A 24,187-nucleotide genomic window follows, 5' to 3' on the forward strand; every position below is an offset into this window, starting at 1 on the left:
GAGACACGCGATCCCCTGTCGCATCTGAAACGCCCCGTCGCGCTGACCCGCGCCGGGATGGTCGCCGAACGCCTGCTACGCGCCTTTTGGCCGCTCTGGACGGTGCTGGCGCTGGCGCTGGCGCCGCTGATCGCCGGCTGGCAGGACCGGCTGCCGGTCGAGGCGTTCTGGGGCTGGAGCGTGCTGGCGATCATCGGCGCGATCGCCGGGCTCGGCTGGGGGCTGTGGCGGTTTCGCTGGCCCTCCCGCGAGGCGGCGCTCGACCGGCTCGACCGCAGCCTGCCGGGTCGCCCGGTCTCGGCGCTCAGGGACGCGCAGGCGACCGGGCGCGGCGATGCGGGCTCCGAGGCGCTCTGGACCGCGCATCTGGCGCGGATGCGGGCGCGCAGCGAGAACGCCCCTCCGGCCCGGCCGAACCTCAACCTCGCGGCGCGCGATCCCTTCGGCCTGCGCTACATCGCGCTGCTGTTCCTGCTGACGGCGCTGATGTTCGGCTCGGTCTGGCGGCTCGGCAGCGTCGCCGGCCTGACCCCGGGGGGTGGCGAGGCGCTGGCGCAGGGCCCGGTCTGGGAGGGCTGGGTCGAACCGCCGGCCCATACCGGCCAGCCGGTGCTCTATCTGCCCGACCAGCCGCCCGGGCCGCTGAGTGTCCCGACCGGCAGCACCGTCACCTTGCGGCTATACGGCAAGATCGGCGCGCTGACCCTCTCCGAGACCGTATCCGGCCGCACCGGCGAGCTGCCCGCCGCCTCCGAGCCGAGCCAGTCCTTCGAGGTCACCCGCGACGGGACGATCGAGATCGACGGGCCGGGCGGCGTGGCGTGGCAGGTCGAGGCGATCCCCGACGCGCGGCCGCAGGTCTCGGTCGCAGGACCGGTCGAGACCGCCGGGCTGGGGCAGATGACCCTGCCCTTCCGGGCCAGCGACGACCACGGCGTGGTCTCGGGCAGCGCCACCATCGCGCTCGATGCCGAGGCGGTCGAGCGGCGCCACGGTCTGGATGTCGAACCCGATCCGCGACCGGCGCTGACCGTCGATCTGCCGATGCCATTCACCGGTGACCGGGCCGAGATCGAGGAGATCCTCGCGGGCGACTTCTCCGAGCATCCCTTCGCCAACATGCCGGTGCGGATCACGCTGCAGGTGACCGACGCCGCCGGGCAGACCGGCGCCTCGGAACCTTACCCCACCACCCTACCGGGCCGCCGCTTCTTCCAGCCGGTGGCGCGCGCCGTGGCCGAGCAGCGGCGCGACCTGCTTTGGTCGCGCGACAATGCCGGCCGCGTGGTCGATCTGCTGCGCGCCGTGTCGCACCGCCCCGGCGAGGTGTTTCCGAACCAGACCACATATCTGCGGCTGCGTGTGGCGCTGCGCCGGCTCGATACGCTGCGCCGCGCGCCGAACGGGCTGTCCGAGGATGCGCAGGCCGAGATCGCACAGGCGCTCTGGGACCTCGCCGTGCAGCTCGAGGACGGCACGCTGGCCGATGCCCGCGAACGGTTGCGCCGGGCGCAGGAGCGGCTGGCACAGGCGATGCGCGACGGCGCCAGCCCCGACGAGATCGCCGAGCTGATGGACGAGCTGCGGGCTGCCACCGACGAGTATCTGCGCATGCTCGCCGAAAACGCCCAGCCCGCCGAGGACGGCATCGACGAGCCGCAGACCGGACAGGGCGAGAGCATGCAGGTCACCCAGGACGAGCTGCAGGCGCTGATGGACCGGATTCAGGAGCTGATGGAAGAGGGCCGGATGGCCGAGGCCGCGGAGCTGATGGAGCAGCTCAACCGGATGATGGAGAACCTGCAGGTGGCGCAGGGCGAAGGCGGCAGCGGCCCGCGCACCCCGGGTCAGCAATCGATGCAGGACCTGCAAGAGTCGCTGCGCGACCAGCAGGATCTGTCGGACGAGGCGTTCCGCGACCTGCAGGACCGCTTCAACGGTCGCGAGCCGGGACAGGGGCAGCCCGGTCAGGGCCAACCGGGTCAGGGCCAGCCGGGTCAGCCGGGCCAGCCCGGCGATGGCCAGCAACCGGGAGCCGGACAGCAGCCGGGCGAAGGCAGCCTCGCCGATCGGCAGCGCGCCCTGCGTGACGAGCTGGCGCGGCAGCGCGGCGCCCTGCCGCGGCTGGAGGGCGAGGCGGCCCGGCGCGCGGGCGAGGCGCTCGACCGCGCCGGTCGCGCCATGGACGAGGCCGAGGATGCGCTGCGCCGCGACGATCTGGCGGGTGCCATCGACCGGCAAGCCGAGGCGACCGAGGCGCTGCGCGGCGCCGCGCGCGATCTCGGCGAGGCGCTGGCGCGCGGCGAGGAAGGCGAGCCCGGCACGCCCGGCGCCGGCGAAACCCGCGGCGCCGGGGCCGGCCAGCGTGATCCGCTGGGTCGCGATACCGCCGAGCGGGGTGGTGCGGGCAGCGACGATTCGATGCTCGACGGCACCGATCCGGCGCGGCGGGCCGAGGAGCTTCTGGGCGAGATCCGCCGCCGCGCCGCCGAGCGCGAACGCCCGCAGGCCGAGCGCGACTATCTCGAGCGGCTGCTCGACCTGTTCTGATCCCGGTGGGCCTCAGCCCAGCGCGTCGATCAGCCCGCGCAGCCAGTTGTCGAGCCCGATCCGCATCGCGTCGACCGCCCCGGCATAGGCGTCGAGCGCCGGCGCCAGCGGCGGCAGCGCCATGCCGATGCGTTCGGCATGGGAATAGACCAGCGCCAGCGCCGCGGCGAGAAGCAGCGCCACCCCGAAGCCCAACCTGAAGCCCCGGCCGCGCTGCACGTCCTCGGCCTCGACCGGCCGGGCCGGACCGCCGCGCATGGAGGTGCTGCGCAGGCTGGAATTGATCTCTTCGATATCCGGCAGCAGGTCGCGACGCGTCACCGCCCCGGTCGAAGCCGCCGCCAGCGTCGCCCGCTGCCGCGCCGCCGCATGCGGATCCTCCCACTCGTCCTGAGCGTCCGACTCCTCCGGCCGATGCCGGGCATCGTCGGGATCATCGCCGATCGACGCCTCGGTTTCCGCCGCGAACGGGTCGTCTTGCGAGGTCGAGGCGGCCTCCGCGAAGGGATCGCCCTCCGACGCCTCGTCCCGCGCATCGAGCGGCCTGTCGGAGGCGTCTTCCGCGACCTCCGCCAGAACCCGCGCAAAGGGGTCGTCTTCCTCCGCCGGGTCGAAAGCCTCGCGCTCGGTCACGGCCGGCTTCAGGGCATCCTGCCCTTCGGTCCGCGTGCCATCGACCGTGTCATTGTCATATGGAGCACTCTCGAAAGGATCATCCTCCGGCTCCTCGTCTCGCGGCGCGACGGCACGTCCTTTGCCACTCCTTGCGGCCTCCGCCATGGCCCGGCCGAAAGGGTCGTCCTCTTCCGTTTCGTCCAAATCGTCGGACCCGGTCACGGCCGGTCTCGACGGGGCTGGCCAGTCCGGCTGCGTCGTCTCGACCGGTTCCTCATCGACATGGGCGCTGTCGATGCGGTCGTCGTCCGGCTGTTCATCTGCCGCGAGAGCGGCGAGCCGCTGCGTGCCGCGGTCCTCGGCCGGATGGTCTAAGGGAGGGGCGTCGGCATCCAGATCATCGACCTCCTCCGCCGGAAGGCCGGGCTCGGTGAACTCCTCCGGCTCGTCATGGAGGAACGGATCCTGTTCGATCTCGGTGTCGTCATCGTCCGGGCCGTCCACAGCGGCGAAAGGCGCCGCCTCGTTCTCCGGCTCGTGATCGGTCGAGGCAGGGTGGCTTTCCAATTTGCCCTCGTCGAAGGCCGTATCGGACATGTCATCGTCCAACGCCGGGGCGAAGGGGTCCTCGTCTTCGGGATCAGGCTCCCGGGGCGCAGCGCCGCCCATTTCCATGTCCGGCCCGCCGAAGGCGTCCTCATCCTCACCCGGGCGAACGTCTTCCGGCACATCGGTCGTGTCGGGTTGGGCCGCCTCCATCGGCGGTTCATCCGGCGCCGAGACCTCTCCGGGCTCGTCAAGCGCCGCCTCTTCGCCGACGCCCTCCCCTTGCGCTTCCGCCTCGCGGGACGGCCCGGCCGGTTCGGCGGCTTCGGCTTCAGGGGCGGGTGCGTTCGGCGTGGCCGACTGGGCCGCGGCAAAACCCGCCCAGTCGAAATCGCCGTCATCTTCCTCCTCGTCCCAGATCTCGCGGCTCTCGAGGCGGCGGCCGGCCCCCGCGCCCCTGTTGAGCCCGCCATCATCCGGGGTGAAGTCGATCTCGGTGTCGTCGTCGTCCTCTTCGAAGGGGCTGGCACCGGGCTGCGACGGCTGCGCGGTCGCGGGTGGCGCTCCTGCCGTGCCGTCACGCCGGCGCGCGGCGGCCTCGCGCTCGGCCTCGGCCCGCAGGATCTCGGCGATCTCCGGCGTGATCGTGCTGCGCGGCGCGGACGGCGACACCGTCCCCTTCGGCTCGGTCGCGGGTTCCGGCATGGCAAGCCAGGTCACGCCGCAGTTCGAGCACTGCACGTCGCGCCCCTCGGGCGGGACCGCATCGCGGGCCACCTCGTATTGCGCCCCGCAATTCGGGCAGGTCAGTCGCATCCGTCTCATCCCCTCGCGCCCGGGCAGGGCCACTGCCGGTTCAACCTAGCGGCCCGGCGCCGCGCCGCCAAGAACACGCGATCGAGCTGCCGCCGCATGATGCAGCGCTGCAATTGCAACCCCGGCCCCGCTCGGGCAAAAGGGACGCAAACGGGGGACGGCAGGTGATCGAGCTTCGGGACGTGGCCTATAGTTACGGCGGCGGAGAGCTGTTCTCCGGCCTGTCGCTGGCGCTTGCGCCGGGGTCTTTCCACTTTCTCACCGGCCCCTCCGGCGCCGGCAAGACGACGCTGCTGAAGCTGTGCTACGGCGATCTCGTGCCCACATCGGGCGAGGTCGCGCTCTGGGGCGAGCCCACGACCGGCATGGCCCGCGACGGGCTCGCGCTCAACCGCCGCCGCATCGGCGTGGTGCATCAGGACTGCCAGTTCCTCGACCACCTGCCGCTTGGCGACAACGTGGCGCTGCCGCTGACCGTCGCCGGGCGCCACCACGAGGCCGCGGCCTACCTGCCCGACCTGCTGGCCTGGGTCGGGCTGACGCGCCATGTGGACCGCCGTCCGCCCGAGCTGTCTGGCGGCGAGCGGCAGCGCGCGGCGCTGGCCCGCGCCGTCATCATGTCGCCCGAGGTGATCATCGCCGACGAGCCCACCGGCAACATCGACTGGGAGATGTCGCAACGGCTGCTGGCGCTGCTGGTGGAGCTGAACCGCATGGGCAAGGCGGTGCTGATCGCCACCCACGACCTGAACCTGATCCGCAGCGCCAAGGCGCAGGTCGCGGTGCGCACGCTAAGGCTCAAGGACCGGCAACTCCTCGCGGCGGGGGCTGATCTGTGAAGCGCGCGATCTGGACCGCGCTGTCCCTGCTCGCCGGAGACGCCCAGGCCGATCGCAGCGTGCCGCCCACCGGCTTCACAGCGCGGCTGACGCTGTTCACCGCCGCCGCGATGGCGCTTCTCGCCGTCTTCGCGCTGTCGCTGTCGCTGGCGGCGGGGCGGCTCGCCGCGCGCTGGTCCGACGAGCTGGCGCAGACCTCGACGCTGCGCATCTCGGCCCCGGCCGAGCAGATGGCGGCGCAGACCGCCGCCGCGCTGGAGGTGCTGCGCACCACGCCGGGCATCGCCTCGGCCCGCGCCCTGACCGAGGAAGAGGAACAGGCCTTGCTGACCCCGTGGTTCGGACCCGACCTGCCGCTCGACGCCCTGCCGATCCCCCGGCTGATCGAAATCGAGGCCGAGGGGCGCGGCTACGACGCCACCGGCCTGCGGGCGCGGCTGCAGGCCGAGGTGCCCGGCGCGGTGCTCGACGATCATACCCGCTGGCGCGAGCCGCTGGTCGCCGCCGCCGGCAAGCTGCGGGGCCTGGGCGCGCTGGCGATCGTGCTGATCGGTGCCTCGACCGCCGCGATGATCACGCTCGCGGCGCAATCGGCGCTCTCGGCCAACGCGCAGGTGATCCGGGTGCTGCGGCTGGTCGGTGCGCGCGATGCCTATATCGCCCGCGCCTTCGTGCGCCGCTTCACGCTGCGGGCGCTGTCGGGCGCGGCGGCGGGCACCGTCATCGGCGCGGTTCTGGTGGCGCTGCTGCCCGGCGGGGCCGAGGACGGGAGCAGCGTGCTCACCGGCATCGGCTTTTCCGGTGCCGACTGGCTCTGGCTGCCGCTGATCCCGCCGCTGGCCGCCGCCGTGGCCTTTGCCGCGACGCGCGGCGCGGCGCGGCGCATGCTGGAGCGGCAGTCATGAACGGGCTGGCCTATGCTTGGCGCTGGCTCAGGAGCCTGCTGTTCAGCGTGCTGATCTACGCCGCGATGCTGCCGATCGGGCTGGCCTATCTGCCATGGGCCATCGCCAGCCGCGACGGTGCGGTCGCCGCCGCCCATCGCTGGTGCCGCTTCGTGACATGGCTGGCGCGGGTGCTTCTTGGGCTGCGCACGCAAGTGCGCGGCACGCCCCCCACCGGCGAGGTGATGATCGCGGCCAAGCACCAGAGCTTTCTCGACATCATCTTGATCTACGGCGCGGTGCCGCGCGGCAAGTTCATCATGAAGAAGGAACTGGTCTACGCCCCGATCCTCGGCCAGATCGCGCTTCGGATCGGCTGCGTGCCGGTCGATCGCGGCCGGCGCGGCGCAGCCGTGAAGCAGATGACGGCGGATGTGCGCGCGGGCCGCGCCGATCCGGGCCAGCTGATCATCTATCCGCAGGGCACCCGCGTCGCCCCGGGCGTCGCCGCCCCCTACAAGATGGGCACCGCCGCGCTCTACCGCGAACTGGACCAGCCCTGCGTACCGGTGGCCTGCAATGTCGGCGTGTTCTGGCCCAAGCGCGGCGTGATGCGCCGCCCCGGCACCGCCATCGTCGAGTTCCTGCCCGAGATCCCGGCGGGCCTGCCCTCGGCCGAGTTCATGTCGCGGCTCGAGGCCGAGATCGAAACCCGGTCCGATGCGTTGATGGCCGAGGCCGGGTTTCCCATCGTCGTGAAGGAGCGCTGATGCGCATCGTCGAATCCATCGAGGCGCTCGAAGCCCTGTATGACCGCCGGCCTTCGGGCGCGGCGCTCGACAAGGTGACCGACCGGCTGATGCCCGCGCAAGCGCGCTGGATCGCCGCGTCGCGGTTCTGCGTGCTCAGCACCGTGGGTCCCGAGGGCACCGATGCCAGCCCGCGCGGCGATGACGGCCCGGTGGTGCAGATCGCCGATGAACGGACGCTGCTGCTGCCCGACTGGCGCGGCAACAACCGCATGGATTCGTTGCGCAACATCGTCCACGACGGGCGGGTGAGCCTGATGTTCCTCGTCCCCGGCGCCACCGGTGTCATGCGCGTCAACGGCCGCGCCGTGGTCAGCGACGACCCCGCTATGACCGGGCGCTTCGCCCATGAGGGCAAGCATCCGCGCTCGGTGATCGTGGTGACGGTGGCCGAGGTCTATCCGCAATGCGCCCGCGCGGTGATGCGCTCGGGGCTGTGGACACGCGGCGACGAGAGCACGGAGCTGCCCAGCGTCGGCGAGATGGTGGCCGAGGCCAAGGCGGGCTTCGACGGCGACGCCTATGACCGGGAATGGCCGGAGCGGGCGAAGACCAGCATGTGGTGACACCCGGCGATCTCGCCGGGCCTCCCCTATATTCAGGTAAGTTTGGCCGGGGGCGGCGCGCTCAGGCGGCCAGCCCCTTTGAGCCGAGGTCGAGATATTTCTTGCGACGGTCGGCGCGGATCGCCTTGCCGTCCATGCCCTTGAGCTCGTCGAGCATCTTGCCGATCTCGCGGCCCACCGCGTCGATCGCCGCGCTCGCGTCACGATGCGCGCCGCCCAGCGGCTCGGCGACGATGCGGTCGCAGACGCCCAGCTCCTTGAGCTCCTGCGCGGTCAGGCGCAGCGCCTCGGCGGCCTCGCGCATCTTCTCGGCATCCTTCCACAGGATCGAGGCGCAGCCTTCGGGAGAGATCACCGAGTAGATCGAATGCTCCAGCATCGCCACGCGGTTCGCCGTGGCGAACGCTACCGCGCCGCCCGAGCCACCCTCGCCGATGATGACGGAAACCAGCGGCACCTCGATCTGCAGGCATTTCTCGGTCGAGCGCGCGATCGCCTCGGACTGGCCGCGCTCCTCCGCGCCCTTGCCGGGATAGGCGCCGGGCGTGTCGACCAGCGTCACCACCGGCAGGCCGAAGCGATGCGCGAGATCCATCAGCCGGATCGCCTTGCGATAGCCCTCGGGCCGGGCCATGCCGAAATTGCGCTCGATGCGCGACTTGGTATCGTTGCCCTTCTCGTGGCCGATCACCACCACGGCACGGCCGTTGAGCCGCGCCAGCCCGCCCATCACCGAATGGTCGTCGGCGAAGTTGCGGTCGCCGGCGAGCGGCGTGTACTCGGTGAAGAGCCGATCGATGTAATCCTTGCAATGCGGCCGCTCGGGATGGCGCGCCACCTGGCATTTGCGCCAGGGCGTCAGGTTGCCGTAGAGCTGGGCCAACATGTCGTGGCTCTTGCGGTCGAGCGCCGCGGCCTCCTTCTCGACATCCATCTCGGGACTGCGCCGGGCCAGCGCGCGCAGCTCCTCGGCCTGGCCCTCGATCTCGGCGAGCGGCTTCTCGAATTCGAGGTAGATGGTCATGCAAAGGCCTCTGCGGTTGCTCGTGAGGCCGTATATGACGCGTCGGGCGGGGCCATGCAACTCGCCGCCGCTTGACGCCGCGCCCGGCCGTGCCACCCTTCGGGTGCCGCAGGAGGAAACGACCGTCATGAGCGACGACATCATCGCCACCGCAGCCGAGGCGCTCGAGGCCGAGGCGCTGCCCCGGCTGCGCGAGGTCCACACGGACGCGACCGAGGATCGCGGCGCCGCCACCGTGTTGCCGCCGGCGCTGCGCAAGCCGGCGGAGAGCAAGAGCCCGGCGCGCTGGGCCTATGAACGGCTGATCCACTACATCAAGCGCTTCGAGGACGGGCTGGAGCCCGGTGAAGAGGTCGCCATGGCGATGACGGGCGGTCATTCGGGGGTGCTTCGGATCGGTGGGCTGGGCTATTTCGATCCCGACATCGTGACCTTCTACGGCACCGATCCCTCGGGGGCCAAGACGCAGCTGATCCAGCACGTCACCCAATTGTCGGTGATCCTGCGCGCCCTGCCCCGGCCCCGCCCCGAGACGCCGCCCGAACGGATCGGCTTTCGGCTGGCGCGCGAGCTCGAGGAGGACGAGGCCGACGAGGAAGGCGCGCCACAGGGACCCGATGCCGCGGCCGAGACATCGTGACAAGCGACGGGATTCGGGCTAACCCCCGCCCGGATACGCCAGATGCGAGGAGCCCGAGATGGCCGATGACCAGCAGCACCACCACGTCCAGGGCACCATGGACATCACCGATCAGGAACGCACCTTCGCGGGGTTCATGACGCTGGTGACCCGTGGCACCATCGCGATCATCGTCGCCCTGATCCTGCTCGCCCTGGTCAACGCCTGATCCATGCAGCGGCGCGTCTTTCTGATGGCCGCGCCGCTGGCGCTGGCCGGTTGCGGCAATGGTGAAGCGGTCTGGGCCCCCGACGCGGCGGTCGAGCGGGCGCGCTACCGCCATGCCGGGCCGCCGGCCCTGACGCTCTACACCGTCAACAATCTCGGTACCGGAAACGGCGCGCATTCGGCGCTGCTGATCAATGCGTCCGAGCGGGTGCTGTTCGACCCGGCCGGAAGCTTCGGCCATGCGTCGATCCCCGAGCGCAACGACGTGCTGTTCGGGATGACACCCTCGGTCGTGGCCAGCTATGTCTCCTACCACTCGCGCGAATCCTACGTGACGGTGGAGCAGTATATCGAGGTGCCGGCCGAGACCGCCGAGCGCGCCTACCGGCTGGCCCTCGTCGCGGGTCCGGTGCCGCAGGCCTATTGCACCCGCGCCATCTCAAAGATCCTTGGCGAGCTGCCCGGCTTCGAGGGTCTCGGCACCACGTGGTTTCCCGACAAGCTCTCGGCGCGTTTTGGCACCCTGCCCGGCGTGGTCACCACCGAACACAACGAGAATGACAGCGACAGCCTGCGCGACGCGCGGCGCGCCATCGCCAGGCAACTGGAAAGCTGAACGCCCCCACGCGGCGCTGGCTCGAAGGCGCGGCGCCCGTTATCTATCGAGATCACAACGATACAGCGCGGGAGCGGGGCGATGCAGCAGCCGATCGAGGCGCCGCCGGGGGTGATCCTCGCCGGTGGTTTGTCGCGGCGAATGGGCGGCGGCGACAAGGGGCTGGTGCCGTTTGCCGGTCGGCCCCTGCTCGGGCATGTCATCGACCGTCTGGCACCGCAGGTTCCCGCCCTCGCGCTCAACGCCAATGGCGATCCCGCGCGCTTCGCCGAGTTCGGCCTCGACGTGATCCCCGACACCTTGCCCGACCATCCCGGCCCGCTGGCCGGCGTTCTGGCGGCGATCGGCTGGGCTAGGGCGCGCGGCGCGCCTTGGGTGCTGACCGTGCCGGGCGACACGCCATGGCTGCCCGGCGATCTCGTGCCCCGTCTGATCATGGCCGCCGAGGACGCGGATGGCTTGGCGCTGGCCGAATCCGGCGGACGGCTGCACCCGGTCTGCGGCCTCTGGCCGGTGGCGCTGGCGGACCGGCTCGCCGCCGACATCGCGGCGGGGGCGCGGCGCGTCGGCGACTGGGCGCTGTCGCAGGGCGCGGCCCGCGCGCCGTTTCCCAGCGGCGAACCGGACCCTTTCGCCAACCTCAACACGCCGGAGGATTTCGCACGGGCGGAAACCCTTTCAGGGGGGGCTGCGTGAAGATCGCCCCGGGCTTCGACGAAGCCGAGCGCAAGCGCATTGCGGAGCTTTACTGGGACGCCTTCGGCGCCAAGCTCGGCCGGGTGCTGGGCCCGCGGCGGCTAGCGCTGCGCTTCGTCGAGCGCGCGCTCGATCCCGATCACGCGCTCTGTGCCCGCGACGGCGACGGCACGCTTCTGGGGGTGGCCGGCTTCAAGACCGCGCAGGGTGCGCTGGTTTCGGGCGGCCTGCGCGGCATGCGCAGCGCCTATGGCGAGGCCGGCGCGCTCTGGCGGGCCGGGTTGCTGACTCTGCTCGAGACCGACACCGACAATCGCAGGTTCCTGATCGACGGCATCTTCGTCGCCCCCGAGGCGCGCGGTCGCGGTGTCGGCTCGCGCCTGATCGAAGCGCTGGCGCAGGAGGCGCGACAGCGCGGCTATGCCGAGATCCGCCTAGAGGTGATCGACGAGAACCCGCGCGCCCGGGCGCTCTACGAGCGGCGCGGCTTCACCGCCGCCGGGCGGCGCCCGCTAGGAGTGCTGCGGCTGCTGTTCGGGTTCCGCGCCGCCACGACGATGATTCGCAGGCTCGGCTGAGCTTCAGGAGAAGTTGCCGGCGGCCGCCCCAAGCAGGCGGAAGGCGCGACCGGTACGGGTTTCGGCCAGAAGCGCGATCTCGTCGTCGTCGGCGCCGTCGCAATACTCGTCGAGCATCCGGTCGAACAGCCGCAGGAAATGCTGCACCGTATCGCGGAATATCGTGTCCGAGGAGAGCCGCGCCGCGGCGGTCCCGGCGAAACCATCCTCGTCGAGCCCGTAGGCCAGCCGCTCGAGCGGCGCGCCGCGCTCCCCGCGGGCCAGGGCGCGCCAGGCTTCGGCGGGCGCCTGTGGCGGCGCGAGATCGTCCATGTAGATGCCGTCCTGGCTCAGCAGGGTCAGCACGTCCTGGCTCGCCTGGATCAGCTGGCGGGCACGGGTGTCGCGCAGCGCCGCGCGCAGCGCCGCGAAGCCCTCGAGATCCTGGTCGTTGTCGGGAAAGTTCAGCGCCCGCGCCATCTCGATACGGCTCAGCGCCGGGGCGGCAGGCGCGGCGGGTGCCTCCTCGGCCGGTTCCGGCTCGGGCTCCGGCTCGCTCGGGCGGCTCACGCCGAACCCTGCCAGGGCGGTCTCGGTCTGCCGCGCCGCGCGCTCGATCGCCGCGAGCCTGCGGTCCATCTCGGGCGGCAGCCCACCGCGCGACTGGGTGCGCAGGCTGCGCTGCAATGTCTGGATCTCGGCCCGCAACCGATGCGCCTCCTCGCGGGCGCTGCGCGAGGCATGGCTGGCGAACAGCCCCATCCAGAGCAGCGCCACCGGCACCACGATGACCAGCACCGGCCCGACCAGGGGCTGGCCGCCGATCGCCATGGCGGCGCCGGCGATCACGACCCAGCCCAGGCTGACACCGGCGGCGATGCGCTCGGCGCGGCCCATCAGCTCCCACGGCGCGGGAGCATCGGCCTCGCGCCCCGTGGCCGACCCGGTCGCGGGCTCGGCCACGGGCCGGATCTCCGGGCTGTCGGGATCGTCGCTCATACCGCCCCCTGGGGCCGCGTCCGCGGCCTCACGAATAGCTGACGCTCAGGATCTCGTAGGATTTCTCGCCGCCCGGGGTCCGGACCTCGACGCTGTCGCCCTCGTCCTTGCCGATCAGCGCCCGCGCCAGCGGCGACTTGATGTTGAGGCGGCCCGCCTCGATGTCGGCCTCGTACTCGCCGACAATCTGGTAGGTCTTCTCCTCGTCGGTGTCCTCGTCGACCAGCTTCACGGTGGCACCGAACTTGATCGAGCCCGACATCTTCGACGGGTCGATCACGTCGGCCAGACCGATCACGCCTTCGAGTTCCTTGATCCGGCCCTCGATGAAGCTCTGCTTCTCCTTGGCCGAATGGTACTCGGCGTTCTCCGAGAGGTCGCCATGCGCGCGCGCCTCCGAGATCGCCGCGATGATCGCCGGGCGCTCGACCGTCTTCAGGTGCTTCAGTTCCGCGTCGATCTTGGCGAAACCGGCGCGCGTCAGCGGGATCTTTTCCATTTTCTACAGCCTTTCCCCCGGTCCCGGGGCCCGTGCAACACCGGACGTTCTAACCCCGCCCCAAGGGCCGAAGTCAAGCCCGCCCCAGCCTGTCCCCTTGGCCTGTCCCCCAGCCTTGCCCGCCCCCGTACAAAGAGCGCGCCGGTCACCCCGGCGCGTGACGCGGTGTCACCCTGTCGCGATTGTGCCGCCGCAGCGCATGCGCTAGCCATTGGCCCGCAGCAGGAGAGCCAGCAGGGACCATAACATGAGCGATACCGCCAGCCAGACCGAGAACCGCCCCGAGCGCGAGGCGATGGAATACGACGTGGTGATCGTCGGCGCGGGCCCCGCAGGGCTGTCGGCGGCGATCCGCCTGAAGCAGCTCGACCCCGAGATCTCGGTGGTGGTGCTGGAAAAGGGCTCCGAGGTGGGCGCGCATATCCTGTCGGGCGCCGTGCTCGATCCCTGCGGTCTCGACCGGCTGCTGCCCGACTGGCGCGAGATGGGCGCGCCGATCACCGTGCCGGTGCGCGACGACCGCTTCTACATGCTGGGCGAAAGCGGCTCGATGCGCCTGCCCAACGCGATCATGCCGCCGCTGATGAACAACCACGGCAACTATATCGTCTCAATGGGCAATGTCTGCCGCTGGATGGCCGAAAAGGCCGAGGAGCTGGGCGTCGAGGTGTTCCCGGGCATGTCCTGCTCCGAGATCGTCTGGGGCGAGGATGGTCGCGTCGCCGGCGTCGTCGCGGGCGAGTTCGGCAAGAACCCCGACGGCACGCCCGGGCCGGGCTACGAGCCGGGCATGGAGCTCTTGGGCAAGTACGTCTTCCTCGGCGAAGGTGTGCGCGGATCGCTGTCGAAGCAGGTGATCGAACGCTTCGCTTTGGCCGAAGGCCGCGAGCCGCAGAAATACGGCCTCGGCATGAAGGAGATCTGGGAGATCGACCCGGCCAAGCACTCGGAGGGCCGCGTCGTCCATACCATGGGCTGGCCGCTCGAGAAGAACGCCGGCGGCGGCTCGTTCATCTACCACCTCGACAACAACCAGGTCTATGTCGGCTTCGTCGTGCATCTGGGCTACAAGAACCCCTATCTGCGCCCCTATCAGGAGTTCCAGCGCTTCAAGCACCACCCGATGGTGGCCGAGCTGCTGAAAGGCGGCAAGCGCGTGGCCTACGGCGCGCGCGCGATCACCGAGGGCGGCTGGCAGTCGCTGCCGAAGACCGCTTTCCCGGGCGGCGCGCTGCTGGGCTGTTCGGCTGGCATGGTCAACGTGCCGCGCATCAAGGGAAATCACAACGCCATGCTCTCGGGCATCCACGCCGCCGAAGCCGCCTTCGAGGCGATCGGCGCGGGCCGTGCCGGCGACGTGCTGGAGAGTTACGACATGGCGGTGCGCGAGGGCGTGATCGGCAAGGACCTCAAGAAGGTGCGCAACGTGAAGCCGATCTGGTCGCGCTGGGGGCTTACCGCCTCCATGGCGCTGGGCGGCTTCGACATGTGGACCAACACGCTGGGCTTCTCGCTTCTGGGCACTCTTGGCCATGGAAAGTCCGATGCCGAGGCGACCGAGCCGGCGAAGGATCACGTGGAGATCGTTTATCCGAAGCCCGACGGCGTGCTGAGCTTCGACCGACTCACCAACGTGAGTTTTTCGGGCACAAATCACGAAGAAAGTCAGCCCTGTCACCTAAAATTGAAGGACCCAAACGTCCCGATCGCTCACAACCTGCCCGTCTATGCCGAACCGGCGCAGCGCTACTGCCCGGCCGGGGTGTACGAAGTGGTTGAAAAGGAAGGCGGACCCGAGTTCGTGATCAACTTCCAGAACTGCGTTCACTGCAAGACCTGCGACATCAAGGACCCCACTCAGAACATCGTCTGGACGGTTCCGCAGGGCGGCGACGGACCCAACTACCCGAACATGTGATCGCGGATATCCGCCGGTCATCCGGAACTCACATTGCGCGATCACGTTACGATCACTAGCGTGCCCGCCAATGTGAGCACCGGAAACGGCAGGAGCAAATCTATGGTGATCCAAAGACTGCGAGCCTTGGCCATCGTGACCGGGCTCGTCGCAGCCACGCCTGTGGCCGCGCAAACGAGCCACACCGAGGCGGGTCCCTATCTCGCCGCACGCGCCGCCGCAGCCGCACAGGATTACTCCGCAGCCGCAGATTGGTTCCAGACCGCGCTAGGCGCGGATCCCAGAAATCCCATCCTCCTCGAAGGTGCCATCGCCGGGCTGCTCGCCGCGGGCGAGGTGTCCGAAGCGTTGCCCCTGGCGCAGCGCATGCGCGAGACCGGGGCCGCGAGCCAGGTCGCCAACATGGTGCTCCAGCTTGATGCCGCCGAGCGCGGTGCCTGGGGCGAGATCTTCGAACTGCTCGAAGCCGATCGTGGCGTCGGCCCCCTCGTGGACGGGCTGACCCGGGTCTGGGCCCGGATCGGCCAGGGCCGCATGGATCAGGCGCTCTCGGCGCTCGAGGAGGTGATCGAGACCCCGGGCCTGCGCGGCTTCGGTCTCTATCACAAGGCGCTGGCGCTGGCCTCGGCCGGTGATTTCGAGGGCGCCGACACGGTCCTCGCCGCCGCCCCCGAAAACGGCCTGCCGGTGAGCGAGCCGGTGCTGCTTGCGCATGCGCAGGTGCTGTCGCAGCTCGACCGTCGCGACGATGCGCTGGCGCTTCTCGATGAAGCCGGTCGCGGGTCGCCGGTACTCGATGCGATGCGCGACAAGATCGCATCCGGCGCGCCGGTCGACTGGGACTGCGTGACCGCTCCGGCCGACGGCCTGTCGGAACTCTACATCTCCGTCGCGGGTGCGCTCAGCAACGAGGTGCCCGACTCCTACGTCCTTCTCTACGCCCGCGCGGCGCTGGAGCTCGATCCGGACCGGGTCGACGGGCTGCTTCTCGCGGCCGGTCTGCTGGAGCGGTCGCAGCGCCACGACCTCGCGCAGTCGGTCTATGAGCGCGTGCCCGCCACGCATCCCGCCCATGTCACCGCCGAACTTGGCCGGGCCGAGGTGCTGCGCCGTGCCGGCCAGCCCGAACGCGCGCTCGCCGTTCTCGAAGAATTGGCCCGCACCGCCCCCGGTCTTGCCGAGGTGCAGGTGGCGCTGGGCGATCTGCGTCGGTCCGAGAGCGCGCCTGCCGAGGCCGAGGCCGCCTATGGCCGCGCCATCGACATCGCCGGTGCCGATGCGGCCTGGTGGCTCTACTACATGCGCGGCGTCACCCGCCATGCGCAGGATGACTGGGCCGGTGCCGAAGCCGATTTCCGCGCCGCGCTCGAAGTCGATGCCGATCGCGCCGAAGTGCTGAACTTCCTCGGCTATTCTCTGGTCGAACGCGGCGAGAAGCTGGAGGAGGCGCTCGAGATGATTGAGCGCGCTGTCCGCGCCCAGCCCGACAACGGCGCGATCGTCGACAGCCTCGGCTGGGCCCAGTTCAAGCTTGGCCACTACCGCGAGGCGGTCGGCAATCTCGAGCGCGCCGCCGAACTCGAACCGGTCGATCCGATCGTCAACGACCATCTCGGCGACGGCTACTGGGCCGTGGGCCGGATGACCGAGGCCCGCTTCCAGTGGCAGCGCGCCCTGTCCTTCGGGCCGACGCCGGAAAACGCCGAGCGCTTGCGCCGCAAGCTGGCAGAAGGGCTCGACGCCGTTCTTGCCTCCGAAGGCGGCACCCCCCTCAGGCAGGTCGCGGAGAACCGTTGATGCCGCTCGACAAGGGGCTCGCGCCCGCCAAGATCAACCTCGCGCTTCACGTCACGGGGGTGCGGGCTGGCGGCTATCACCTGCTCGACAGCATCGTGGCCTTCGCCGGCGTCGGCGATCAGCTCACCGCGCTGCCCGCGTCTGAACTGTCGCTGGAGGTGACGGGTCCGTTCTCGCGCGGCGTCCCCGCCGACGAGACCAACTCGGTCCTGCGCGCGGCACGGATGCTGCAGGAGGCGCGCGGCGTGGCGCAGGGGGCAAAGCTCAAGCTGACCAAGACGCTGCCGCATGCCGCCGGCATTGGCAGTGGCTCGTCTGATGCGGCGGCGACGCTGCGACTGCTGTCGCAGATCTGGGGTGTCGAGAATTTCGCGCCCAATGACCCGGAGGTGCTGGAACTCGGCGCCGACGTTCCGGTCTGCCTGCATGCCCCCGAACCGGCGCGGATGCGCGGCATCGGCGAGGTGCTCGAGCCGTTGCCCGCCCTGCCCGCCTGCGGCCTCGTGCTGGTCAATCCCGGCGTCGAGGTGCCCACTGGCCGGGTCTTCGACAAGCTGGAACGCTCGGACAATGCCGGCATGGACGAGTTGCCCGAGGCTCTCGATTACCCGGGCTTCGTCGAATGGCTGGCCGCGCAGCGCAACGATCTGCAGGCCCCCGCAGAAGCCATCGCACCGGAGATCGCCCGCGCGCTGAAGCGGCTGCGCGCCATGCCCGGCGTCGACCTGGCGCTGATGTCGGGGTCCGGCGCGACCTGCATCGGCCTGACCCGCGACATGGGCCGCGCGCGGCAGGTGGCCCGCGCGATCCAGCTGTCGGAAATGGGCTGGTGGGTCGCCCCGGCCCCGCTGCTCAGCTGATCCGCTCGACCACGTAATCGGCGAGATCCTCGAGCATCTCGCGCAGCTCATGATCCGGCAGGTCCCTCAGGCTCCGGCGCGCACGGTCGGCCCAGTCGAGCGCGGTCTGCCGGGTGCTCTCGAGCGTGCCGTGCTTGGTCAGCAGCGCCTGCGCCTGCGCGAGATCGCCCTCGTCGATCCGGCCCCGGCCGATGCAGCGGGTCCAGAAGGCGCGCTCCGGCTCGTCGGCCTGCGCCACGGCACGGATCACCGGCAGCGTCAGCTTGCCCTCGCGGAAATCGTCGCCGACGGATTTGCCGATCGCCGCCGTGCCGCCGTAATCGAGCAGGTCGTCGACGATCTGGAACGCGATGCCGAGCGCGTCGCCATAGGCTCTGAGCGCCGCGACGCGTGCCTCCGACGCGCCGGCGATGATACCGCCCACCTCGGTCGCCGCCGAGAATAGCGCCGCGGTCTTGCCCCGCACCACCCGCAGATAGGTATCCTCGGTGGTATCGAGATTGCGCGAGGCGGTGAGCTGCAGCACCTCGCCCTCGGCGATGGTGGCCGAGGCATTGGCGAGGATGTCGAGCACCCGCAGCGAGCCGGTTTCGACCATCAGCTGGAACGAGCGCGCGAAGAGATAGTCTCCGACCAGCACCGAGGAGGTGTTGTCCCACAACAGGTTCGCCGTGGGGCGGCCGCGCCGCTGCTTGCTGTCGTCGACCACGTCGTCATGCAGCAGCGTCGCGGTATGGATGAACTCCACCGTCGCGGCGAGATGCACGTGATGGGGCCCGTCATAGCCACACAGCCGCGCGGCGGCGAGCGTCAGCATCGGCCTGAGCCGCTTGCCCCCCGCCTCGACCAGATGCGCCGTGACCTCGGGAATGCGCGGCGCGTGCTCGGAGGCCATGCGCTCGCGGATCATCGCGTTCACCGCCCTCATGTCATCCGAGAGGGCCTCGGACAGGCGGTCATGCGGCTTGGCGGTATCGGTGGCGAGATCCATGGGCGGCGGTCTTCTCGACAAGGACGCCGGAACGTCCTAGCTGGTTGCGGATGAAAGAGCTTCTGCGCAGCAACGACCCGACGGTCATCGCCTTTGCCACCGCCCTTCTGAACGGCGAGGGTATAGACTGCTTCGAGTTGGACGTAAACACGAGCATCCTCGAAGGCTCGATCGGAATCCTGCCCCGCCGCCTGATGGTGCGCGAGGCCGATCTGACCGCGGCGCGGCGGGCGATGCGCGACAATGACATCGACCTGGGCTGAGGAGGCGCTGACCCGTGACGCCTTTCTTGGCGGGCGGGTGGTGCTGCTGCAACCGCGGCGCGGCTACCGGGCCGGGACCGATCCGGTGCTGCTTGCCGCTGCCGTGCCTGCCGAGCGGGGTCAAAGCGTGCTCGAACTCGGTTGCGGCGCGGGTGCGGCGCTGATGTGCCTCGCGGCACGGGTGCCGGGTCTCGACCTCACCGGCGTCGAGATCCAGCCCCCCTATGCGGATCTGGCGCGGCGCAACGCGGTGCTGAACGGCACGACGGCGGCGATTCACACTGTTGATCTACGCGGGCTGCCACCCGAGATCCGCGCCAGGCGATACGACCATGTCATCGCGAACCCGCCCTATTTCGACCGCGCCCATTCCCGCCCCGCCCCGGATGTGACGAAGGAGACCGCCTTCGGGGCGCCGCTGCCGCTCGCGGACTGGATCGACGCCATGGCGCGCCGGGTGGCGCCCTTGGGGCGGCTGACGCTGATCCAGCGCGCGGAGCGGTTGCCCGAGATCGTGGCGGCGCTGCATGGCCGCATGGGCGGTCTCGCGGTGCGACCGCTGGTGTCACGGGCGGGGCGCGATGCGGAGCGGGTACTCGTCACGGCGCGCCAGAGCGGCCGCGCGGCGTTCCGGCTGGCCGCGCCGCTGGTGCTCCATGCCGGAGCGCGGCACCTGTCCGACTCGGCCGATTTCACCCCCGAGGCCGAAGCAATTCTTCGTCATGGGGAAAAATTGCGCCTCTGAACGCTGAAGGTACGCAAAATTTCGCCGGTCACCTGAACATTGGTTCAATCCGTCGCATCTCGCAGGTGACAGAATTGTAAAACCGTGCTCGACTGGGAGGGTCGAAACCAGACACGGGAGTACGTCCATGAGCCTGACATCGCATCTGGAAGAACTTCGCCGGAAACATCAAACCCTGTCACAGGAAGTGGAGATGGCGCAGAGGTCGCCTGCGACCAGCGACTTCGAGATCGCTCAGATGAAGAAGCGCAAGCTCATGCTTAAGGAAGAAATCACGCGGCTCAGCCCGCACTAGCGCTACCGCGCGGCGGCGACGCCCCGCCGCGCATCCTCCCCGCGATCGGATGGCCTGTACTGGAAATCCGGCCAATCCACGTATCGACGGGTGCCCGCGGCAGAGCAACGGGCGCCCGTTTTTCTTTGCAGGGGTGAACTCGCTGGTGGACCCGCTTTGCCTGTCAGCGACGATTTCCGGCCATGCGACGCGGAGCGACCTCTGGCAGGCATCGTTGTGCGCGTCCGCGCTCGGGCAGGCGCCGCCGGCGCCCGCCCGATGTTCCGGTCGGCAGGATCTCAGGCCAGGTACTGACCGCCATTCGCCGAGAGCGTCGAGCCGGTGATAAAGCCCGCCTGATCCGAGGCAAGGAACACCACGCAGCGCGCGATTTCCTCGGCTTTGCCAAGACGGCCCACCGGGATCTGCGGCAGGATCACCTCGTTCATCACCTTTTCAGGAATGGTGCTCATCATCTCGGTGTTGATGTAGCCCGGGCAGATCGCGTTCACGGTGATGCCGGCGCGCGCGCCCTCCTGCGCCAACGCCTTGGTGAAGCCGATGTCGCCGGCCTTGGCGGCGGCGTAATTGGCCTGCGCGAACTGACCCTTCTGCCCGTTGATCGAGGAGATGTTGACGATGCGACCGAACTTGCGCTCGCGCAGACCCGGCCAGACGCAATGCGTCATGTTGAACAGACCCGTCAGGTTGGTGTCGATCACCTCGCGCCATTGCTGCGGCGTCATCTTGTGGAATGGCGCGTCGCGGGTGATGCCGGCGTTGTTCACAAGGATGTCGACCGGACCGTGCTCTTCCTCGACATGGGCGATGCCGGCCTTGCAGGCCTCGTAGTCGCCGACATCCCATTTGTAGGTGGCAATCCCGGTCTCGTCAGTGAAGGCACGCGCCTTTTCGTCGTTGCCCGCGTAGGTTGCGACGACATTATATCCTTCCGCCTTGAGCGCCTTCGAAATGGCGGCGCCGATTCCCCGGCTGCCCCCTGTCACCAATGCCGTGCGTGCCATGTCCGCTCTCCCTCGCCTTGCAAAGTGGTCTATATTGACCCTCTCGCATCACGCTGGGTCAAGCAAGCCCAAGCTCGTCGCAAAAGGCCTCGCCGTCGCGCATTCCCTGATCCCAGGTGCGGCGCAGCTTCTCGGGATCGGTGAAATCGATCTTGTCGGCAGGCGTTTCGTCGGTGGGCATCACGTAGCGCCGCCCCGGCACATCCGGCAACCTGCGGTAGTGACGGGTGAGGAGCACGAGAGTCTCGCCTTCATCGGGCTCCGGCATCGGCGCCTGGTCGGCCATGCCACCGTCGACGACCGGGCGGCCATCCCAATCGGGCGGCTCGAAAATCGGCGGAATCACCGCCGCCGCACAAACCAGATCGACCAGCCGTCCGTCGCGCGCGGCCGCCCGCGCATCTACGAGCCCGTGTTCGAGACCGAGCTTCGCGGCCCAAGAAAAATGCGGTGAATTGATCAGGTGAAGTTCCGCCTCATAGGCGACGGTGGCCGCGACGCCGCTGATCTTGGGCAGCCCGCCCGCCGGCGGATGCGCGATCAGAATCTGCAGCTGCGGTCCCTCGGCCACCTTCCGTGCGGCCTCCTCGTCGAGCACCTTGGAGACGACCTTGCAGTATATCCGTTGATGCGGGCTGATGCCGCCCGCCTCGCGATCGAACAGATTGCTGTCCTGCTCCTCGAACGCCTCGCACATCGCGTCGAGCAGAACCCTTTCGCGTCCCGCGACATGGCAGGCCGCCGACAAGGCGCCGCCCGAAACGCCGGCGATACGCTGCGGCGCGATGCTGGCATGGCGGCCGAGGACCTCCATGAAGCCACCCTGCCAGAAGCAGCGCAGACCGCCCCCCGAGAAAACGAGCTGTCGGGGGGCGGTCCAAGGCATCAATCGCGCTCGATGCAAAGAGCGACGCCCATGCCGCCGCCGATGCAGAGCGTGGCGAGGCCTTTCTTGGCATCGCGGCGCGCCATTTCGTGCAGCAAGGTGACCAGCACCCGGCAGCCGCTGGCGCCGATCGGGTGGCCGATGGCGATGGCGCCGCCATTGACGTTCACCTTCTCGGGATCCCAGCCCATCTCCTTGTTCACGGCGAGGGCCTGCGCGGCGAAGGCCTCGTTGGCCTCGATCAGGTCGAGGTCGTCAACCGACCAGCCCGCCTTTTCCAGCGCCTTCTTCGAGGCATAGATCGGACCCTCGCCCATATAGGCCGGGTCGAGACCGGCGGTGGCGTAGGCGGCGATGCGGCCGAGCGGCTTGATCCCGCGCCGGTTCGCCTCGTCGAGCGACATCAGCAGGGTCGCGGCAGCACCGTCATTGAGGCCCGAGGCGTTGCCCGCGGTGACCGAACCGTCCTTGGCAAAGGCCGGGCGCAGCTTGGCCATGGCGTCGATCGTGGCGCCGTGGCGGATGTATTCGTCGGCATCGGTGACGATGTCGCCCTTGCGGGTCTTGACGGTGAATGGGACGATCTCGTCCTTGAACCGGCCGTCCTTCTGCGCCGCCTCGGCCTTGTTCTGGCTTTTCACCGCGAACTCGTCCTGCATGTCGCGGGTGATCTGGTGACGGCTCGCCACGTTCTCGGCAGTGGTGCCCATGTGGTAGTCGTTGAAGGCGTCCCAGAGGCCGTCCTTGATCATCGTGTCGACGAGCTTCATGTCGCCCATCTTCTGGCCCTGACGCAGGGTCTGGGCATGCGGCGCCATCGACATGCTCTCCTGACCGCCGGCGCAGACGATCCCGGCATCGCCGAGCTGGATGTGCTGGGCGCCGAGCGCCACCGCGCGCAGCCCCGAGCCGCAGACCTGGTTCAGCCCCCAAGCCGCCGATTCCTGCGGCAGGCCGGCGAGGATATGCGCCTGCCGGGCCGGGTTCTGGCCCTGCGCGGCGGTCAGCACCTGCCCCAGGATCGTCTCGCTCACCTCGGACTTGTCGACGCCGGCGCGCGACACGACCTCCTCGAGCACGGCCGCGCCGAGCTGGTGCGCGGGGGTATTGGCAAAAGCGCCACCGAAGCTGCCCACCGCGGTGCGAGCGGCCGAGGCGATTACGACATTGGTCATGAAACTCTCCCTGACAGGCGGGGCCGGCTCACGCCGGGGAACCCGGATCGGAGCCGAGCCTACCAGCCTCTGCCGTCAGGGCAACGGCATTCGGACCGCCGGGCGGGGCTGCCTGGCCGGACGCCCCCAGAGATAGCCCTGCATGCAGTCCACGCCGATCCGACCCAGCATCCGTGCCTCCGCTTCGGTTTCGACACCGCAGGCGATCGAGGCCATGCCAAGCTGCCGCGCCACGGCGACCAGCGCGCCGCAAAGCACCTGATTGTCGGGGTCGCCGCCGATGCCACGCACGAAATGCGGGTCGATCTTGGCGATGTCGAACAGGAAGCCGCGCAGGTGCCGGAACGCCGTACGGCCCGCCCCGAATTCGTCGAGGGCAAAGCTCACCCCGCGGGGCCGTATCTCGCTCATGAAACGGCCAACCAGTTCGGGCAGGATCATCGCCGAGCCTTCCGAGATCTCGAGGATCAGCCGCTCCCCGAGATCGGGCCCGCGGTCGAGCCCATCCTGCAGCGTCCGACGCCAGCGCCCATCGCCGATCGAACGGGCCGACATGTTGATCGAGAGCCTGAGCTGCAGGTCGCGTCGCAGCGCCTCGAGTCCCTCTCGCAACGCCGCGCGATCAAGATCGCGGCCCAGATCCGTTTCCTCGACCCCCGGCAGGAAATGCCGTGCCGGCAGCAGCCGCCCGGCTTGGTCGCGCAGCCGGATCAGCCCCTCGTGAAAGATGGTGGCCCCGGTCTTCGCCACGATCACCGGCTGATAGGCAAGCTCGGTGTGCCGCTCGGCCAGCGCGGCGCGCACGAGCTATGGGATGTCGGCCGCGTCGAGCGCCATGGCATGGGCGAAGGGATCGGCGGGCGGGTCGGCCTCGGACGGCATGGCGAGCCCCTGACTGGGATGGCTCCGCGATCCTGTCGCTTTCCGTCCTAATACCGGGTGAACGGTGCTACCAGCGCGACAACGCGTCCTCGTCCTCGGGCGTGGCCTCGACCCAATGCTCGCCGGTCCGCGTCACCTCCTTCTTCCAGAAGGGCGCACGGGATTTGAGATAGTCCATCAGGTATTCGGCGGCGTCGAAAGCGGCGCGGCGATGCGCCGCCGCCGTCGCCACCATCATGATCGGCTGGCCCAGCGGCAGCGCCCCGTGGCGGTGGATCACCAGGAGGTCCGCAAGCGCCCAGCGCGCCTTGGCCTGCTCGGCGATCTCGGTGATCGCCTTCTCGGTCATGCCCGGGTAATGCTCGATCTCCATGCGCACCAGCCCGCCTTCGCGGTCGCGCACGATGCCGGTAAAGCTGACGATGGCCCCGACCTCGTGACGGCCATGGCTGAAGGCGTCGAGCTCGGCGCCCGCGTCGAACGGCCCCTCCTGCACCGAGATCTTCAT

Annotated in this window: 26 protein-coding genes; 16 read left to right on the forward strand and 10 right to left on the reverse strand. The window is 69.7% G+C overall.

Features of this window, described 5'->3' with window-relative positions; translation table 11 throughout:
- Window positions 1-15 precede the first annotated feature (15 nt).
- Window positions 16-2,550 carry a TIGR02302 family protein gene (locus ACRAQ3_RS13705; RefSeq protein WP_432256297.1) on the forward strand — a complete coding sequence of 845 codons (2,535 nt, stop codon included), beginning with the start codon at window positions 16-18 and terminating at the stop codon, window positions 2,548-2,550.
- A 12-nt stretch (window positions 2,551-2,562) separates the two neighbouring features.
- Here ACRAQ3_RS13705 and ACRAQ3_RS13710 read toward each other — a convergent pair whose 3' ends face one another.
- Window positions 2,563-4,527, reverse strand: a complete 1,965-nt coding sequence (locus ACRAQ3_RS13710; protein WP_432254991.1) for a zinc-ribbon domain-containing protein — start codon at window positions 4,525-4,527, stop codon at window positions 2,563-2,565.
- 164 nt (window positions 4,528-4,691) lie between these two features.
- Here ACRAQ3_RS13710 and ACRAQ3_RS13715 point away from each other — a divergent pair, with 164 nt between their 5' ends.
- Genes ACRAQ3_RS13715 through ACRAQ3_RS13730 form a run of 4 tightly spaced genes read left to right on the forward strand, consistent with a single transcriptional unit; the run spans window position 4,692 to window position 7,625 of the window.
- Window positions 4,692-5,366, forward strand: a complete 675-nt coding sequence (locus tag ACRAQ3_RS13715; protein ID WP_085896216.1) for a cell division ATP-binding protein FtsE — start codon at window positions 4,692-4,694, stop codon at window positions 5,364-5,366.
- Window positions 5,363-6,271 (forward strand): cell division protein FtsX, encoded by a 909-nt coding sequence (locus tag ACRAQ3_RS13720; RefSeq protein ID WP_432254992.1) that lies wholly within the window; start codon window positions 5,363-5,365, stop codon window positions 6,269-6,271. The genes ACRAQ3_RS13715 and ACRAQ3_RS13720 overlap by 4 nt, the downstream gene beginning before the upstream one ends.
- On the forward strand, window positions 6,268-7,020 hold the full coding sequence (locus ACRAQ3_RS13725) for a lysophospholipid acyltransferase family protein (protein ID WP_432254993.1): 753 nt from the start codon (window positions 6,268-6,270) through the stop codon (window positions 7,018-7,020). Before ACRAQ3_RS13720 ends, ACRAQ3_RS13725 begins: the two co-directional genes overlap by 4 nt.
- Window positions 7,020-7,625 carry a pyridoxamine 5'-phosphate oxidase family protein gene (locus ACRAQ3_RS13730; protein WP_432254994.1) on the forward strand — a complete coding sequence of 202 codons (606 nt, stop codon included), beginning with the start codon at window positions 7,020-7,022 and terminating at the stop codon, window positions 7,623-7,625. The genes ACRAQ3_RS13725 and ACRAQ3_RS13730 overlap by 1 nt, the downstream gene beginning before the upstream one ends.
- Before the next feature lie 61 nt (window positions 7,626-7,686).
- Here the strand turns inward: ACRAQ3_RS13730 and ACRAQ3_RS13735 are convergent, their stop codons facing one another.
- The gene (locus tag ACRAQ3_RS13735; RefSeq protein ID WP_269395667.1) at window positions 7,687-8,649 is read right to left on the reverse strand and encodes an acetyl-CoA carboxylase carboxyltransferase subunit alpha; all 963 of its coding nucleotides are present in this window, start codon (window positions 8,647-8,649) and stop codon (window positions 7,687-7,689) included.
- Window positions 8,650-8,776: 127 nt separating this feature from the next.
- Between ACRAQ3_RS13735 and ACRAQ3_RS13740 the strand changes: the two genes are divergently transcribed.
- The 5 genes from ACRAQ3_RS13740 to ACRAQ3_RS13760 all read left to right on the forward strand — a co-directional run bounded on the left by ACRAQ3_RS13740 (window position 8,777) and on the right by ACRAQ3_RS13760 (window position 11,386).
- Complete coding sequence (locus tag ACRAQ3_RS13740) at window positions 8,777-9,289, forward strand: hypothetical protein (protein ID WP_432254995.1); 513 nt, start codon at window positions 8,777-8,779, stop codon at window positions 9,287-9,289.
- 58 nt (window positions 9,290-9,347) lie between these two features.
- Window positions 9,348-9,497 (forward strand): aa3-type cytochrome c oxidase subunit IV, encoded by a 150-nt coding sequence (locus ACRAQ3_RS13745; RefSeq protein ID WP_085896222.1) that lies wholly within the window; start codon window positions 9,348-9,350, stop codon window positions 9,495-9,497.
- A 3-nt stretch (window positions 9,498-9,500) separates the two neighbouring features.
- Entirely contained in the window at window positions 9,501-10,112 is a 612-nt protein-coding gene (locus tag ACRAQ3_RS13750; protein WP_432254996.1) for a hypothetical protein, read from the forward strand.
- Window positions 10,113-10,193: 81 nt separating this feature from the next.
- Complete coding sequence (gene mobA, locus ACRAQ3_RS13755; RefSeq protein WP_432254997.1) at window positions 10,194-10,808, forward strand: molybdenum cofactor guanylyltransferase MobA; 615 nt, start codon at window positions 10,194-10,196, stop codon at window positions 10,806-10,808.
- The gene (locus ACRAQ3_RS13760; RefSeq protein ID WP_432254998.1) at window positions 10,805-11,386 is read left to right on the forward strand and encodes a GNAT family N-acetyltransferase; all 582 of its coding nucleotides are present in this window, start codon (window positions 10,805-10,807) and stop codon (window positions 11,384-11,386) included. Before mobA ends, ACRAQ3_RS13760 begins: the two co-directional genes overlap by 4 nt.
- A 3-nt stretch (window positions 11,387-11,389) precedes the next feature.
- Here ACRAQ3_RS13760 and ACRAQ3_RS13765 read toward each other — a convergent pair whose 3' ends face one another.
- Together ACRAQ3_RS13765 and greA are read right to left on the reverse strand one after the other, a co-directional pair.
- A complete protein-coding gene (locus tag ACRAQ3_RS13765) occupies window positions 11,390-12,364 on the reverse strand; it encodes a hypothetical protein (protein WP_432254999.1) in 975 nt (324 codons plus the stop codon).
- Window positions 12,365-12,392: 28 nt separating this feature from the next.
- Window positions 12,393-12,863 carry a transcription elongation factor GreA gene (greA, locus tag ACRAQ3_RS13770; protein ID WP_085896227.1) on the reverse strand — a complete coding sequence of 157 codons (471 nt, stop codon included), beginning with the start codon at window positions 12,861-12,863 and terminating at the stop codon, window positions 12,393-12,395.
- Between the two features lie 247 nt (window positions 12,864-13,110).
- On the opposite strand from greA, the gene ACRAQ3_RS13775 reads away from it, so the two are divergent.
- From ACRAQ3_RS13775 to ACRAQ3_RS13785, 3 genes are all read left to right on the forward strand, one after another.
- Window positions 13,111-14,781, forward strand: coding sequence for an electron transfer flavoprotein-ubiquinone oxidoreductase (locus tag ACRAQ3_RS13775; protein ID WP_432255000.1), 1,671 nt, complete (start codon window positions 13,111-13,113; stop codon window positions 14,779-14,781).
- A 102-nt stretch (window positions 14,782-14,883) separates the two neighbouring features.
- The gene (locus tag ACRAQ3_RS13780; RefSeq protein WP_432255001.1) at window positions 14,884-16,578 is read left to right on the forward strand and encodes a tetratricopeptide repeat protein; all 1,695 of its coding nucleotides are present in this window, start codon (window positions 14,884-14,886) and stop codon (window positions 16,576-16,578) included.
- Window positions 16,578-17,438 carry a 4-(cytidine 5'-diphospho)-2-C-methyl-D-erythritol kinase gene (locus ACRAQ3_RS13785; protein ID WP_432255002.1) on the forward strand — a complete coding sequence of 287 codons (861 nt, stop codon included), beginning with the start codon at window positions 16,578-16,580 and terminating at the stop codon, window positions 17,436-17,438. The genes ACRAQ3_RS13780 and ACRAQ3_RS13785 overlap by 1 nt, the downstream gene beginning before the upstream one ends.
- Here ACRAQ3_RS13785 and ACRAQ3_RS13790 read toward each other — a convergent pair.
- Window positions 17,431-18,429 carry a polyprenyl synthetase family protein gene (locus ACRAQ3_RS13790; protein ID WP_432255003.1) on the reverse strand — a complete coding sequence of 333 codons (999 nt, stop codon included), beginning with the start codon at window positions 18,427-18,429 and terminating at the stop codon, window positions 17,431-17,433. The two genes, ACRAQ3_RS13785 and ACRAQ3_RS13790, sit on opposite strands and share 8 nt — an antisense overlap.
- Before the next feature lie 50 nt (window positions 18,430-18,479).
- On the opposite strand from ACRAQ3_RS13790, the gene ACRAQ3_RS13795 reads away from it, so the two are divergent.
- From ACRAQ3_RS13795 to ACRAQ3_RS13805, 3 genes are all read left to right on the forward strand, one after another.
- Window positions 18,480-18,692, forward strand: a complete 213-nt coding sequence (locus ACRAQ3_RS13795; RefSeq protein ID WP_432255004.1) for a DUF2007 domain-containing protein — start codon at window positions 18,480-18,482, stop codon at window positions 18,690-18,692.
- Window positions 18,673-19,437, forward strand: a complete 765-nt coding sequence (locus ACRAQ3_RS13800) for a tRNA1(Val) (adenine(37)-N6)-methyltransferase (protein WP_432255005.1) — start codon at window positions 18,673-18,675, stop codon at window positions 19,435-19,437. Before ACRAQ3_RS13795 ends, ACRAQ3_RS13800 begins: the two co-directional genes overlap by 20 nt.
- Before the next feature lie 127 nt (window positions 19,438-19,564).
- Entirely contained in the window at window positions 19,565-19,732 is a 168-nt protein-coding gene (locus ACRAQ3_RS13805) for a YdcH family protein (protein WP_085896234.1), read from the forward strand.
- Window positions 19,733-20,010: 278 nt separating this feature from the next.
- Here ACRAQ3_RS13805 and phbB read toward each other — a convergent pair whose 3' ends face one another.
- From phbB to ACRAQ3_RS13830, 5 genes are all read right to left on the reverse strand, one after another.
- Complete coding sequence (phbB, locus tag ACRAQ3_RS13810) at window positions 20,011-20,736, reverse strand: acetoacetyl-CoA reductase (protein ID WP_432255006.1); 726 nt, start codon at window positions 20,734-20,736, stop codon at window positions 20,011-20,013.
- 58 nt (window positions 20,737-20,794) lie between these two features.
- The gene (locus ACRAQ3_RS13815; protein WP_269395654.1) at window positions 20,795-21,622 is read right to left on the reverse strand and encodes a patatin-like phospholipase family protein; all 828 of its coding nucleotides are present in this window, start codon (window positions 21,620-21,622) and stop codon (window positions 20,795-20,797) included.
- The gene (locus ACRAQ3_RS13820) at window positions 21,622-22,797 is read right to left on the reverse strand and encodes an acetyl-CoA C-acetyltransferase (RefSeq protein WP_269395653.1); all 1,176 of its coding nucleotides are present in this window, start codon (window positions 22,795-22,797) and stop codon (window positions 21,622-21,624) included. The genes ACRAQ3_RS13815 and ACRAQ3_RS13820 overlap by 1 nt, the downstream gene beginning before the upstream one ends.
- 75 nt (window positions 22,798-22,872) lie before the next feature.
- Window positions 22,873-23,601 carry an EAL domain-containing protein gene (locus ACRAQ3_RS13825; RefSeq protein WP_432255007.1) on the reverse strand — a complete coding sequence of 243 codons (729 nt, stop codon included), beginning with the start codon at window positions 23,599-23,601 and terminating at the stop codon, window positions 22,873-22,875.
- A 145-nt stretch (window positions 23,602-23,746) separates the two neighbouring features.
- The gene (locus tag ACRAQ3_RS13830) at window positions 23,747-24,187 is read right to left on the reverse strand and encodes a molybdenum cofactor biosynthesis protein MoaE (RefSeq protein WP_432255008.1); all 441 of its coding nucleotides are present in this window, start codon (window positions 24,185-24,187) and stop codon (window positions 23,747-23,749) included.

Source organism: Limimaricola sp. AA108-03, assembly GCF_050847355.1.
Taxonomy (GTDB): domain Bacteria; phylum Pseudomonadota; class Alphaproteobacteria; order Rhodobacterales; family Rhodobacteraceae; genus Limimaricola.